We start from the raw sequence: 12,877 nt of genomic DNA on the forward strand, positions 1-12,877 counted from the left end.
GGAAAAGGCGCGTATCGACAGGCCACTCGTGAGGTACCGACGTAATAACTCCAGTTTTTCGATTTCATTGTACTGTTTCATGACTTTTTACTTTTTTTGTTTGATGTAAACTGTCAACTTATTCAGTACAGGTCACGCTGCCTTATACGCACGCCGTTGCCGGTTCTCGACGCGCCATGCCAAAGGGCGCAGCCGTGCTGCTGATGCCGGGAGGGGGAACGGAGCGTGTAGTTTCCTACGGTCTTTTTGCCATAGCTGCCGTAAAAATCTACGGGAACTGCTTGCCTATACCCCGACTTTTAGCTATCTTCGCACCATGAGCTACACCAAACTTCTGTATCACATCGTTTTCCGTACGCATGCTTCGCGCCCCGTAATTGCCGAAGCCGGCGAGCGCAGTCTGTACAACTACATCTTCGGCATCTGCCAACATCATCGGGTAAAGCTGTTCCGCATCGGCGGCATGCCTAATCATCTGCACCTCTTCGTGGGCCTGCCGCCTACGCTGACGGTGGCCGACTTCGTGAAGATTGTTAAGGTGGCGGCGCACAACTACATGAAGTCGGAACCCGCGCTCTTCCCTTTGTTCGAGGGCTGGGCTAAATCCTACTGCGCCCTCACGTACTGCATGGCCGAGAAGGATGCCGTTATCAGATACATTGCCAGCCAGAAGGAGCACCATGCCAAGCTAAGTTTACAGGACGAGGTGAAGCAGCTCATGGAGCTGAACGGCATAGACCGGAACGAAAAATATTGGCAACAGGACTGGGTGGAATAGCTACCTGCTACATAGGGCGACCCCTCCAGGGTCGCTGCCCCAACAGTCTGCCTACCGCAAGCCGGCTCGTTCGCTTCGCTCTCTCGCTGGCATGCGGTTACATGATGGGGCGCCCCTGCGGGGGCGAGCTGTCCGGTGAGCGTGGCGTGGATGTACTGCTGGAGTAGTGGGTGGTGCCTGTAGGGGTAGGAAAGACTGACGGCTGCTGCATAGGGCGACCCCTCCAGGGTCGCTGCCCCAACAGTCTGCCTACCGCAAGCCTGCTCGTTCGCTTCGCTCTCTCGCTGGCATGCGGTTACTTGAATGGGCGACCGCTTTGCGGTCTGCTGCTGCCTCCGGCCCTAATCAGGGCCTGCGCCGCGTCAATCTCTATCACTCGGAGGGCATATACCTTGTCGCGGTGATGGGCATACATATCGAACGGAAGCCATGGTGCATCTATCCTGCTCCGTGCCCCGGTAGGGGCGCCCCATCAGGTAACCGCATGCCGGCGAGTGAACGGAGTGAGGGAGCAGGCATGCGGTGCGTTGTCAGAAGAGGAAAACGACCCTGGAGGGGTCGCCCTCATCGCCTTCTTACCCACCAGACCATAGCCTCACAGCCCCATCAACTTAAAGTCTGCGCCCGCACCCGCAGCCCCCGCCTTTGCTGTTCCAAATGTACTTTTTCCTTACTTTTGTCTGCCGTTTCATTTTAAATGGCTATATTTGCACCTAAATATATAATTCCAACCGGTAAGGATGAAGTCATCGGAATTTGCAGGCAAGTTTGTAAGCAAGTATCTTTGGGGCAATTTGCTTGCCATGGTCATTGTGGTGATACTGCTGAGTGTAGGCGTCAAGTTCGGTCTTGACTTCTATACGCACCATGGGGAGTCAATACCAGTGCCCAACATCAGGCATAAATCGTTCAGTCAGATGGAGGATATCCTCTCTGCATCAGGCCTTCGCTACGTCGTGAGCGATACAGGATACGTGAAGAACCTGCCCGCCGACTGCGTTCTGGAGCAGGAGCCGGCGCCCGGAGAGCGCGTAAAGTCGGGCCACATCATCTATATCACCATCAACGCCCTGCACACTCCGACCATCACTCTGCCCGATGTGATAGACAACAGTTCGCTCCGCGAGGCCATGGCCAAGCTCACCGCGATAGGCTTCAAGCTCGGACAGCCACAGTATGTGGCCGGAGAGAAGGACTGGGTTTACGGCATCATCGTGCGCGGAAGGCACGTGGTGGCGGGCGACAGGATTTCGATTGAGGACAAGCTCATCATCGAGGTGGGCAACGGACTGCGTGCCGAAGACGACTCGGTGGACTACATCGACCCGGTATATCCCGAATTCGAGGAGGTAGACGAGAGCGGACAGGAGGACCAATTCGAAGAAGTGAAGGAGGCTCCCGCACAGCCGCAGACGCCCGTGGAGCAGCCCCAGGCACCTGCAAGGCATCCGGCACAGCCGCAGACGCCTCCCGCCAAGGAGCCCGTTCCGCAAACCTCATCGGCCAGGCAAACATCGGTAACGACGCTCTCCACGGCCCACCAGCTCAAGAACGCTAAGGAAAAGAAAACGGAAAAATGACAGACATCATTGCCGACATAGACGAAATAGACGAGGAGGAGCAACTGCTCTACGAGCACTGGAAGGTAGTTGTGGACGGCGGTCAGCAGCCGCTGCGCATCGACAAGTATCTGGCCGAGCGCATGCAGCACTCCAGTCGCAACCGCATACAGACGGCTGCCGACGCCGGTTTCATCCATGTGAACGGCAAGCCCGTGAAGAGCAACTACAAGGTACGCCCGCTGGACGCCATCAGCCTAATGCTGGACCGCCCCAAGCACGACAGCACCATACAGGCTGAAGACATCCCGCTCGAAGTCATTTACGAAGATGCAGACCTCATGGTGGTGAACAAACCGGCCGGCCTCGTTGTCCATCCGGGAGCCGGAAACTTCCATGGCACGCTCATCAATGCCGTGGCCTGGCACCTGAAAGACCTGCCCTCGTTCGACCCCAACGACCCCGAAGTGGGCCTGGTGCACCGCATAGACAAGGACACCAGCGGCCTGCTGGTGGTTGCCAAGACGCCGGAAGCCAAGACGAAGCTCGGCGCCCAGTTCTTCAACAAAACCACCCACCGCAGCTACAACGCCCTGGTTTGGGGCAACTTTATCGAAGACGAGGGCCGCATAGAGGGCAACATAGCCCGCGACCCCAAAGACCGGCTGCGCATGACGGTGTTCGAACCCGGCAGCAGTGCAGGCAAGCCGGCCGTTACCCACTACCGTGTCATCGAGCGCTTCGGCTACGTCACGCTCGTGGAGTGCATCCTCGAGACGGGCCGCACGCACCAGATACGCGCCCACATGAAGCGCATCGGCCATCCTCTCTTCGGCGACGAACGCTACGGAGGCACCGAGATACTGCGCGGAAACCGCAGCACCACGTACAAGGCCTTTATCCAGAACTGTTTCAAACTCTGCAGCAGGCAGGCCCTGCACGCCCGCACGCTGGGCTTCGTTCACCCCCGCACGGGCCGGCAGATGGACTTCAGCTCGCCGCTTCCGGCCGACATGGAGCAGCTCATCGCCAAGTGGCGAGGCTACATCAGCGGCACTACAAACAACACATTTGATGAATAGAAAAAGCAAGAAAACATGAAAGATTTAAAGAGAAACATCGCTATCGTATGCGGTGGCGACTCGTCCGAGCACGACGTTTCCATGCGTTCGGCCGAAGGCTTGTACTCCTTCTTCGACAAGGAGCGCTACAACGTCTACATCGTCGATATCCGCGGCGTGAACTGGCACGTAAACATGGCAGACGGAAAGACGGCCAAGATAGACAAAAACGACTTCTCCTTTATGGAGAACGGCAAAGCTGTAGTCTTCGATTACGCCTACATCACCATACACGGAACGCCGGGTGAGAACGGCATGATGCAAGGTTACTTCGACCTGCTGCACGTTCCCTACTCTACCAGTGGCGTGCTGGTGGAGGCCATGACGTTCGACAAGTACGTGCTGAACAACTACTTGCGCGGCTTCGGTATCAACGTGGCAGACAGCATCTTGCTGCGTCGCGGGCAGGCGTACGACGAGAACGAGATTGAGAAACGCATCGGCATGCCCTGCTTCGTGAAGCCGGCAGCCGACGGATCCAGCTTCGGCGTGTCCAAAGTTAAGAACGCCGACCAGCTTGCACCGGCCCTTCGCGTGGCCTTTATGGAGAGCGACGAGGTGATGGTTGAGAGCTTCATGCAGGGCACCGAGATATCCATAGGGTGCTACAAGACGCGCAGCAAGAGCGTCGTATTCCCCGCTACGGAGGTTGTAACCAGCAATGAATTCTTCGATTACGACGCAAAATACAACGGCCAGGTGCAGGAGATTACGCCTGCCCGCATAGCTCCCGAAACGGCGCAGAGGGTGGCCGAGGAGACCAGCAGGATTTACGACATCCTCCACTGCAACGGTATCATCCGCATAGACTACATCATCTCCAAGGATAAGGACGGCACCGACCGGATTAACATGCTCGAAATCAACACCACGCCGGGCATGACCGCCACCAGCTTCATCCCCCAGCAGGTGCGTGCCGCCGGCCTTGACATCAAGCAGGTACTGACAGACATCGTAGAAAATCAGTTCTAAGTGCTTCTTCTGCCGGCTCTTTCAGGCAGCTGTGAACTCACAAACATCCGCCCCACACATTGCTCTGGGGCGGATGTTTTTTATCATTTCCAACCGCTGTTCCTCACTTTCCGCCCTTTGTACTACATGCAGTCGCACCGCATCTGCCCACACCGTTATCCCCCCTAACCTCCCCTTTCCAAGGAGAGGAACCGCTGCTGCACTTCATTGTATGGCGTCTTTGCTCCTATTCAGCCTCTGGTTACGGCAGTGCTCCCTCCTTCGGGAGGGCTGGGGTGGACTCCCGTCATCCCCCACTAACCTCCCCTTTCCAAGGATAGGAACAGCTGCAGCCCAACAGCCGGGGGCAAACGACAACGCAAAAAGCGCCAAACAGCGGGACTGAATGAATGATTTGGGCAGCTAAAACACCAACTCCGGGAACTTTCGACAAGTGTCGCACGATTGTGTGACAAGTGTCGAATGATGGTGTGACACTTGTCAAAAGTTCCTGAACGAGCGATTAAAACTCCACGTAAGGCTGCAAACGGGCGATGGCAGCAGGCGGGAAGTCGCGCAGCAGCCGCAAATCGTCCAGGCTGCGGAGCGGCCCCTTGAGGCGCCGGTAATCGCAGATGGCCTTTGCCTGATAGAAGCTGATGTACGGATGGCGGCGCAACTGGCTCATGGTGAGCTTGTTCAGGTTGAGTCTACGCACCGAACCGGGCTCCAGCCGGAAGTAGGCGAGCGCCTCATTGGGAAATCCCTCGATTTCCAACAGCTGTTCCCGGTTGGCGTATCCGCCCAACCGTTCGCGGTAGTACACTATCTGGCGGGCGTACCAGCTGCCTATGCCGGGCACTTTCTTCAGCCGTGTGGTGTCGGCAGCGTTCAGCTCCACCGTCTCTCCGGGCTGCATCTTCTGCGGGTAGAGCAGCGTGTCGCGGCTGTAGACGGGTGCCTCCGCAGAGTTGCGGGAGACCAAACGAGAGGCCGGCAGGTAGTCGGCCGAAATGCGGATGTAGGGCTCCAGTTCGCGAAACTGCTTTACCGTAAGGCCGTAGAGACGCGCAAAATCGGCCGCACGGCGGTACACTCCGCCCGCAGCCCGGTACTTGTAGATGTTGCGTACCTGCCAAGGGCGCAGGCCGAGGCGCAGCAGCTGGGTGCTGTCGGCTGTGTTGGGGTCGAAGAAGAAGCGCTCTGCAGGGCGGCCCTCCACCCGGTAGTATTCGCCATAAGCCTGTGTCGGGGGGCTGCCGGCGCTGCGTTTGGGGCTCGGCAAGCTATCGGCAGCAGCCAGCATGGTAGCTTCGTCGCCGCCACCGAGGCCGTGCAGCGCGACAATAGCCACGACTACAGCCGCCAGGAGCAACACAACGGCTGCCCTGTCCGACTTGGGTACAAAGAAAAACTCTTTCAGGTGCATGGTATTCTCATTGACAGCAAGGCGGCCGCGCGGGCTCCTCAACATACAAACGTACAACCTCCTACATTATTATATATGGCGGCCGGAGGTTTTGAAACCTACCGTTTACCGGCTCCGGCTGTACGGCCAAAGCATCTTACAGCAGCCCGAGCTGGTGCGCAAACACCAGTACAATGCACACGGGGCACACCCACCGCACCGTGAACAGCCACACGCCGAAGAGCCGGCTGCGCAAGGTTCCCCAGTTGGTGAACTCGTCGCGCACAATCTGTCGGGGTATTCGCCAGCCCACAAAGATACTGGTGAGCAGCGCACCGAGCGGCAGCAGGATGTTGGAAGTAAGGAAATCGCAGGCATCGAGGAACGACTTGCCCAGCACGCTGATATCTGCTGCGCCGCAGGAGAGTGAGCACAGGATGCCGATAACCACGCAGCAGGCAGTCTCTATCCACGCACCGCGGCTGCGACTGATGTGCAGTTCCTCGTAAAAGAAGGCCGTTCCAATCTCGTGCATGGAGATGGTTGAGGTGAGCGCAGCCAGCGACAGCAGCGCATAGAACAGCACGCTGATAACGTAACCCACGGCCGGCATGTCCGCAAAGGCCTGCCCGAACACGCCCGGCAGGGTGATGAAGATGAGCGAGGGGCCGCTGCCGGGGTTTACGCCCACGGAGAACGCCGCCGGAAAAATCATCAACCCGGCCAGTATGGCGATAAGGGTATCAACCCCGGCTATCTGCACGGCCGAGCCCAGAAGATTGGTCTGGCGGCTGAAGTACGACGCGTAGGTGCACAGACAGGCCGTGCCCAGCGAGAGCGAGAAGAACGACTGGCCGAGCGCATCGAGCAATACGCTGCCGCTGAGCTTGCTGAAATCGGGCTTGAAGAGGAACTCGATGCCCCTCATGGCACCCGGCAGCGAGCACGAAGCCACCACAATGACCAGCAGCAACACGAAGAGCAGGGGCATGAGCAGGTTCGAGGCGCGCTCTATACCGCGCCTAACGCCCTTGGTTACCACGGCATGGGTGAGGAGGATAAACGTTACCGTCCAAAGTGTGGGGATAACGGGATGCGACGAAAAGGCAGCAAAATAGCGCTGCGCCGACGCAACATCGCCCGTTAGCTGGCCCATGAGAGAGGTCACGAGGTACTGCAGGCACCAGCCTGCCACTACGGCATAGAAGCCGAGGATAATCATGGAAGTGAACACGCCCATATAGCCTACGAGCGCCCACCGGCGCCCGCCGAGGTTGGCGTAGGCACGGGCAGCGTTGGCGGCAGAGTGGCGCCCCACGATGAACTCGGCCGTCATGCCGGGCAATCCGAGTACGAGCACACTCATGATGTAGATAAGCAGGAAGGCTGCGCCGCCGTCCTGACCCGTCAGGTAGGGAAACCGCCAGATGTTGCCCAGTCCCACCGCCGAGCCTGCCGTGGCCAGGATGACGGCTATCTGACTGCCGAAATGTCCTCTCTCTTGTGTCATAAGCTATGTTGCAGTTTGTATTCTCCGCCTCATATAACGCCGAACTGGTGCAGGAATATGGCCAAGATGGCCAGCGGGCACACGTAACGCACCATGAAAAGGAACAGACCGAAGAAGCGGCCGGAGAGCGTTCCCCAGTTCGTAAACTCATCGCGCACAAGCTGTCTGGGCACATACCAGCCCAGGAAAATGCACGTGAGGAACCCGCCTACGGGCAGGAATATCTGGCCGGTAACGAAGTCGAAAATGTCGAACAGCGACTTCCCGCCTGCCTGCAGCCAACTCATGCTGCCCAGGGAGAGCGAGCAGAAGGCTCCGATAACCGACGTGAGCACCGTTACGATGACGGCTCCGCGCTTGCGGCTGATGTGCAGTTCCTCGTAAAAGAAGGCCGTACTCACCTCATGAAGCGACATGAGAGAAGTCAGTGCAGCCAGCGACAGCAGCACGTAAAACAGCAGCGAGACCACCCACCCCACTGCGGGCAGCGCCGAGAAGGCCTGGTTGAACACGTTGGGAAGGGTGATGAAGATGAGCGAGGGGCCGCTGTCGGGATTGATGCCCACGGAGAACGCCGCCGGAAAAATCATCAGTCCGGCCAGTATGGCCACAAGAGTATCGACGACGGCCACCTGGACGGCCGATGTGAGCAGGTTGGTTTGGCGGGTGTAATAGGAAGCGTAGGTGCAGATGCAGCCCATGGCGATACTGAGCGAATAGAACGACTGGCCGAGCGCTCCCAGGAATACGTTGCCGTTGAGCTTGCCGAAATCGGGCTTGAAGAGAAACTCTACGCCCTTAGCTGCACCGGGGAGCAGGCACGAGGCCACAACGATAATGAGCAGGAGAACGAAGAGCGTGGGCATCATCCACTTGGAGGCTTTCTCTATTCCGCCCCGGATGCCGTGGATAATCACGAAATGGGCAACGAACAGAATGATGACTGTCCAGAGCACGGGGCGCACTGCATCCTCTGAAAAGTCGGTGAAGTAGGTCTTCACATACGTGGGGTCGCCGTGCAGCTCGCCAACGATGGAGGCGTAGATATACTGCAGGCACCAGCCCGAAACTACGGCATAGTAGCCCGTGATGAGAAATCCGGTGAGTACGCCGAGCAGGCCCACGAACTTCCAAGGCGTGCCCCCGGAGAGTTTGGAATAGGCTCTGAAGGTATTGGAGGCACCGTGACGGCCGATGATAAACTCCGAGAGCATGCACGGAATGCCAAGAAGCAGCACGCAGCCAATATAAATCACGATGAACGCTGCGCCCCCATTCTCGCCCGTCATATAGGGAAAACGCCACACGTTGCCCAGACCCACGGCTCCTCCTGCGGTGGCTAAAATCAGTCCGAGCTTACTGCCAAAATTGCCTCTTTCCTCTGTCATGCTTCACATTTGTAGATTAAACACGTGCAAAATTATAAAAATTAATCTACTTTTGCATCAGAAATGAAAGCAAAAATGAGAAATTCATTCCGTTTGATAACAAAATATCCCGTTACCGGCAGTATCGCCGTGCTCATCTGGGTGTTGTGTCTCGTTCCCATACCCGATAATCCACTGGGCCAGGTGAGGCTCATTGACAAGTGGACTCACTTCGTTATGTACGGCGGATTGTGCTCGGTAATGTGGGTGGAATACGCCAGAAGGCATGCCCCCATTGAGTGGAAGCATGCCTTCTGGTGGCTGTTTGCCGCTCCGTTGCTCATGGGCGGACTCGTGGAAATAGTGCAGGCAACCTGTACCGGAGGCCGGCGGAGCGGCGACTGGCTTGACTTTGCAGCCGACGGCATAGGAGTACTGCTCGGACAACTTATCGGTATTCTGCTGGCAAGGTATCTTTCCACTCGCAGAAAGGGCAAGTCAGCAGGACTGAATTGTAAAAACGACGGTCGCCGGTGACCTCTGGACCGATGAAATCGGGCTTTTTGAAAGGTTCATCGGCGGTCTTCAGCTCTACTTCTGCCATCACCAAACCGGCATTGTCGCCGTAAAACTCATCGACCTCGAAGGTATGCGGGCCGCTCTTGACAAGGTAGCGGCGCTTGTCGATGACGCCTCCGCGGCAGAGTTTGAGCAGCTGTCGGGCCTCGTCGAGCGTTATTTCCTTCTCGAACTCGTAGCGTGACAGGCCGCCGTCAACTGACTTGGACTTGATGGTAAGATAGGCCTGGTTGTCGCGGATGCGGATGCGCACCGTGGCACCGTCGGCCGGAATGTAGCCTTGCTGGATGTGGCTGCTGGAAAAGGCGACACCTTTGTAGGCATCGCCTTTCCTGACCAGGAACTTGCGTTCTATCTCCAATCCGCTCATTGCACGATGTAGAAAGAATAAATCATAAAGAAGACGGCGAGCAGAATGAGAACGCCGAATATCCATTTGATGACCTTCTTGGCCTGTTTTTCCTGTCTTGCTTCGCGCTGGGCGCGGTGTAATTTGCTATTTTCACTCATATTCGTATTATTTATTTAGGTTATTGATTATCGTCATCGGTAACGGGGAACTCCATCAGATAGGCCTTGATAAAGCCGTCTAACTTGCCATCCATCACGGCATCCACATCGTTTGTCTGGTATCCTGTACGGTGGTCTTTCACCCGACGGTCATCAAAGACGTAGCTGCGTATCTGACTTCCCCACTCTATCTTCTTCTTTCCGGCCTCTATCTTGGCCTGAGCTTCAAGCCGCTTCTTCATGGCACGGTCGTAGAGTTGGCTCTTCAGCAGCAGCATGGCTTTGGCCCGGTTCTTCGGCTGGTCGCGGGTTTCGGTGTTCTCGATGAGGATTTCCTCCTCTTCTCCTGTGTCCGGATCCTGATACTGGTAGCGCAGGCGGACGCCGGACTCCACCTTGTTCACGTTCTGACCGCCCGCTCCGCTGGACCGGAAGGTGTCCCACGACACGCGGGCCGGGTCTACGAAGACCTCTATTGTATCGTCCACGAGCGGCGAAACGAACACGCTGGCGAAGCTGGTCATGCGTTTGCCCTGGGCATTGAACGGCGACACGCGCACCAACCGGTGCACTCCGTTCTCGCTCTTGAGAAAACCGTAGGCGTATTCTCCGCCCTCTATCTCCATCGTTACGCTCTTGATGCCGGCTTCGTCGCCCTCCTGAAGATTGGAGATGGTAACCTTGTAGCCCTTTGACTCGCACCAGCGCATGTACATACGCATCAACATCTGCGCCCAGTCCTGGCTTTCAGTGCCGCCGGCTCCGGAGTTTATCTTCATGACTGCATCCATCGGGTCTTCCTGCTGGCGCAGCATGTTCTTGAGTTCCAAGTCCTCAATGGTGGCAAGAGCTTTGGCATAGTCGGCATCTACTTCGGCTTCGGTCACCATGTCCTCATGGAAGAACTCCACTGCCAGCTGCAGTTCCTCGGCCTGCTGGCGGGCCTGTTCGTAGCCCTTGAGCCACTTTTCGATGCCTTTTACTTTCTTCATCTGCTCCTGGGCGCGCTGTGGGTCGTCCCAGAAGTCGGGGGCCTGCGTGCGCAGTTGCTCTTCTTCAAATTCTACCTGCTTCTGTTCTATGTTCAGATAGTGGCGCAACGCCTCGACGCGTTCCGTCACATCCTTCAACTGGTCGGCTGTTATCATTATACGGGATATTATGAATGGAAGCTGCAAAAGCCCCAGACAGCAACGCTACTGCCTGGTACCGGCCGGCTCCCAGTACATCTGGTCAATTTCTTTCTGATAGTTCTTGTATATCACGGGGCGCCTGAGCTTGAGCGTGTTGGTGAGTTCTCCCGACTCCATTGAGAAGTGGTGAGGCAGCAGCGTGATGCGCTTTATCTGCTCGTAGTGGGCCAGTCCCTGCTGCAAAGTCTCTATTCGCTCCATCATCATTTGCTGAATGGCAGGATTGGCACACAAGTCCTCACGGCCTTCGAAGGCGATGTCGTGGTCGCGGGCATATTCCTCAAGCAGGCGGAACTCCGGCACCACGAGCGCCGAAACGAACTTGTACTGGTCGGCGATGGCTGCAGCCTGGTCGATGTACTTGTCGACCAGCAGCAGCGCTTCTATCATCTGCGGGGCTATGTACTTGCCGTTGGAAGTCTTGAAGAGGTCCTTGAGGCGCTCTTTGAGGAAGAGTTCACCGTCGCGCATGAAGCCGGAATCGCCCGTATGGAAGAACCCGTCGGCATCAAAAGCCGTGGCATTGAGGTTCTCGCGCTTGTAGTAGCCGCGGGTGATAGTGGGGCCTTTGAGCAGTATCTCGTCGTTCTCACCTATCTTTATCTGTATTCCATCGATGGGACGGCCCACGGAACCCACGGTAAAAGGTTCGCCTCGATGGTCGCACGACACAGTGGCAAGGCTCTCGGTGAGGCCGTAACCCACTATCATATCAATGCCTATGGAGTGTACAAACTCCTCTACTTCGGGCGAGATGGCTGCTCCGGCGGTGGGGAAGATGTTGGGATGCTCCAGTCCTATCTGCTTGCGCACAAGGCTCAGGATAGACTTGTTGAGCACCTTGTACTCCAATGCCAATGCCAGAGGCGGACGCTTGCCGCGTCCCAGACATTCCACATTATGGCGACGCCCCACTTCCAGGGCGTGGTGAAATAGTTTCTGCTGTACTGTGTTGGAGCGGTCAATCTTGTCCTTTACGGCAGTATAGACTTTCTCCCAGAAGCGGGGAACGGCCGACATGCAGGTGGGATGGGTCTCGCGCATGCTCTGCTGTATCTCCGTAGGATAGGTGTTGATAATCATCTGCGCACCTTCGGTAAGGGCGAGGTAGGCCCATCCGCGTTCAAAGATGTGCGTAAAGGGCAGGAAATTGATAACCTTGTCCTGCTCGCCTACGGGCACACACTTGTCGTTAGCTTCCATGGCAGCATGATACTGGCCGTAGGTGAGGATGATACCCTTGCTCTCGCCCGTGGTGCCACTGGTGTAGAGGATGTTGCAGGTATCGTCGTCGCTGGCCTGGCCAAGCAGCTTCTCCACCTCCGGTTGGCGCGGGAGGTCCTCGCCCAGCTTAATGAAATCCTCGAAATAGAGGGCATGCGGGTCGTGTGTACTGATGCGCACGCTGTCGTCGTAGATGATGACGCGCTCCAGCGAGGGGCACAACGCAAAGATGCGGTGTGCCTTGTTGTACTGCTCCTGTTCGCCTACAAAGAGGAAGCGCACGCCCGCATCGTTTATCATATACTGCAGTTGCTGCTCGCTGCTCGTGGCATAGAACGGAATGGAAACGGCCTTGACGCCGTAGGCACCGAAGTCGGTATAAAGGTATTGGATGCAGTTCTGCGAGAACACGGCTATGGTGTCCTGCGGCTTCACGCCTAAGTTCAGCAACGCATTGCTCACCTCCTTGACCCGCAGGGAGAACTGATTCCACGAAACGGTCTTCCACTTGAGGCTCCCGAAACTGCGAAACGTGAGAGCCGGACGGTTGCCGTATTTCTTTGCCTGCTCATGAATTAGGGCCGAGAGGTGACATTTTGTTTGCATAGCGCTTGTCTTTTAATTTATGCAAAGATAATGTAAATCAAACGAAACACAAAATATTTTTAATTATATTT

Annotated in this window: 13 protein-coding genes; 6 read left to right on the forward strand and 7 right to left on the reverse strand. The window is 56.7% G+C overall.

Features of this window, described 5'->3' with window-relative positions; genetic code table 11:
• The first annotated feature begins 316 nt into the window (after positions 1 to 316).
• The 5 genes from tnpA to BMW31_RS04165 all read left to right on the forward strand — a co-directional run bounded on the left by tnpA (position 317) and on the right by BMW31_RS04165 (position 4,430).
• Positions 317 to 778: an IS200/IS605 family transposase gene (tnpA, locus tag BMW31_RS04150; protein WP_091821473.1), complete on the forward strand. Its 462-nt coding sequence runs from the start codon at positions 317 to 319 to the stop codon at positions 776 to 778.
• Positions 754 to 945, forward strand: a complete 192-nt coding sequence (locus tag BMW31_RS13260) for a hypothetical protein (protein ID WP_143049146.1) — start codon at positions 754 to 756, stop codon at positions 943 to 945. The genes tnpA and BMW31_RS13260 overlap by 25 nt, the downstream gene beginning before the upstream one ends.
• A gap of 573 nt (positions 946 to 1,518) precedes the next feature.
• Entirely contained in the window at positions 1,519 to 2,358 is an 840-nt protein-coding gene (locus BMW31_RS04155; RefSeq protein ID WP_091821477.1) for a PASTA domain-containing protein, read from the forward strand.
• Positions 2,355 to 3,419 carry an RluA family pseudouridine synthase gene (locus tag BMW31_RS04160; protein ID WP_091821481.1) on the forward strand — a complete coding sequence of 355 codons (1,065 nt, stop codon included), beginning with the start codon at positions 2,355 to 2,357 and terminating at the stop codon, positions 3,417 to 3,419. Before BMW31_RS04155 ends, BMW31_RS04160 begins: the two co-directional genes overlap by 4 nt.
• Positions 3,420 to 3,434: 15 nt before the next feature.
• Complete coding sequence (locus BMW31_RS04165) at positions 3,435 to 4,430, forward strand: D-alanine--D-alanine ligase (RefSeq protein WP_091821485.1); 996 nt, start codon at positions 3,435 to 3,437, stop codon at positions 4,428 to 4,430.
• 502 nt (positions 4,431 to 4,932) lie between these two features.
• On the opposite strand, the gene BMW31_RS04170 is transcribed toward BMW31_RS04165, so the two are convergent.
• The 3 genes from BMW31_RS04170 to BMW31_RS04180 all read right to left on the reverse strand — a co-directional run bounded on the left by BMW31_RS04170 (position 4,933) and on the right by BMW31_RS04180 (position 8,715).
• On the reverse strand, positions 4,933 to 5,838 hold the full coding sequence (locus tag BMW31_RS04170; RefSeq protein WP_091821785.1) for a helix-hairpin-helix domain-containing protein: 906 nt from the start codon (positions 5,836 to 5,838) through the stop codon (positions 4,933 to 4,935).
• Positions 5,839 to 5,974: 136 nt separating this feature from the next.
• Positions 5,975 to 7,327, reverse strand: coding sequence for a sodium-dependent transporter (locus tag BMW31_RS04175; RefSeq protein ID WP_091821489.1), 1,353 nt, complete (start codon positions 7,325 to 7,327; stop codon positions 5,975 to 5,977).
• A 29-nt stretch (positions 7,328 to 7,356) separates the two neighbouring features.
• On the reverse strand, positions 7,357 to 8,715 hold the full coding sequence (locus BMW31_RS04180) for a sodium-dependent transporter (protein ID WP_091821492.1): 1,359 nt from the start codon (positions 8,713 to 8,715) through the stop codon (positions 7,357 to 7,359).
• A 75-nt stretch (positions 8,716 to 8,790) separates the two neighbouring features.
• Here BMW31_RS04180 and BMW31_RS04185 point away from each other — a divergent pair, with 75 nt between their 5' ends.
• Positions 8,791 to 9,231 carry a VanZ family protein gene (locus tag BMW31_RS04185; RefSeq protein WP_091821788.1) on the forward strand — a complete coding sequence of 147 codons (441 nt, stop codon included), beginning with the start codon at positions 8,791 to 8,793 and terminating at the stop codon, positions 9,229 to 9,231.
• Here the strand turns inward: BMW31_RS04185 and BMW31_RS04190 are convergent.
• The 4 genes from BMW31_RS04190 to BMW31_RS04200 are packed head-to-tail and all read right to left on the reverse strand — an operon-like array spanning position 9,143 to position 12,806.
• Complete coding sequence (locus BMW31_RS04190; RefSeq protein WP_091821495.1) at positions 9,143 to 9,643, reverse strand: CYTH domain-containing protein; 501 nt, start codon at positions 9,641 to 9,643, stop codon at positions 9,143 to 9,145. The two genes, BMW31_RS04185 and BMW31_RS04190, sit on opposite strands and share 89 nt — an antisense overlap.
• Positions 9,640 to 9,783 carry a hypothetical protein gene (locus tag BMW31_RS13395; RefSeq protein WP_177166268.1) on the reverse strand — a complete coding sequence of 48 codons (144 nt, stop codon included), beginning with the start codon at positions 9,781 to 9,783 and terminating at the stop codon, positions 9,640 to 9,642. Before BMW31_RS13395 ends, BMW31_RS04190 begins: the two co-directional genes overlap by 4 nt.
• A 20-nt stretch (positions 9,784 to 9,803) precedes the next feature.
• Positions 9,804 to 10,931, reverse strand: coding sequence for a peptide chain release factor 2 (gene prfB / locus BMW31_RS04195; protein WP_091821498.1), 1,128 nt, complete (start codon positions 10,929 to 10,931; stop codon positions 9,804 to 9,806).
• Between the two features lie 48 nt (positions 10,932 to 10,979).
• Positions 10,980 to 12,806 (reverse strand): AMP-dependent synthetase/ligase, encoded by a 1,827-nt coding sequence (locus BMW31_RS04200; protein ID WP_091821501.1) that lies wholly within the window; start codon positions 12,804 to 12,806, stop codon positions 10,980 to 10,982.
• Positions 12,807 to 12,877: the final 71 nt, after the last annotated feature.

Source organism: Prevotella sp. kh1p2 (assembly GCF_900111525.1).
In the GTDB taxonomy this organism is placed as follows: domain Bacteria; phylum Bacteroidota; class Bacteroidia; order Bacteroidales; family Bacteroidaceae; genus Prevotella.

Excerpts from the sequence above, each read along its gene's own strand:
- BMW31_RS04155 (WP_091821477.1), top strand. The coding sequence starts at position 1,519 with ATGAAGTCATCGGAATTTGCAGGCAAGTTTGTAAGCAAGTATCTTTGG.
- BMW31_RS04160 (WP_091821481.1), top strand. The coding sequence starts at position 2,355 with ATGACAGACATCATTGCCGACATAGACGAAATAGACGAGGAGGAGCAA.
- BMW31_RS04170 (WP_091821785.1), bottom strand. The coding sequence starts at position 5,838 with ATGCACCTGAAAGAGTTTTTCTTTGTACCCAAGTCGGACAGGGCAGCC.
- prfB (WP_091821498.1), bottom strand. The coding sequence starts at position 10,931 with ATGATAACAGCCGACCAGTTGAAGGATGTGACGGAACGCGTCGAGGCG.
- BMW31_RS04180 (WP_091821492.1), bottom strand. The coding sequence starts at position 8,715 with ATGACAGAGGAAAGAGGCAATTTTGGCAGTAAGCTCGGACTGATTTTA.
- BMW31_RS04190 (WP_091821495.1), bottom strand. The coding sequence starts at position 9,643 with ATGAGCGGATTGGAGATAGAACGCAAGTTCCTGGTCAGGAAAGGCGAT.
- BMW31_RS04200 (WP_091821501.1), bottom strand. The coding sequence starts at position 12,806 with ATGCAAACAAAATGTCACCTCTCGGCCCTAATTCATGAGCAGGCAAAG.
- BMW31_RS13395 (WP_177166268.1), bottom strand. The coding sequence starts at position 9,783 with ATGAGTGAAAATAGCAAATTACACCGCGCCCAGCGCGAAGCAAGACAG.
- tnpA (WP_091821473.1), top strand. The coding sequence starts at position 317 with ATGAGCTACACCAAACTTCTGTATCACATCGTTTTCCGTACGCATGCT.
- BMW31_RS04185 (WP_091821788.1), top strand. The coding sequence starts at position 8,791 with ATGAGAAATTCATTCCGTTTGATAACAAAATATCCCGTTACCGGCAGT.
- BMW31_RS04165 (WP_091821485.1), top strand. The coding sequence starts at position 3,435 with ATGAAAGATTTAAAGAGAAACATCGCTATCGTATGCGGTGGCGACTCG.
- BMW31_RS04175 (WP_091821489.1), bottom strand. The coding sequence starts at position 7,327 with ATGACACAAGAGAGAGGACATTTCGGCAGTCAGATAGCCGTCATCCTG.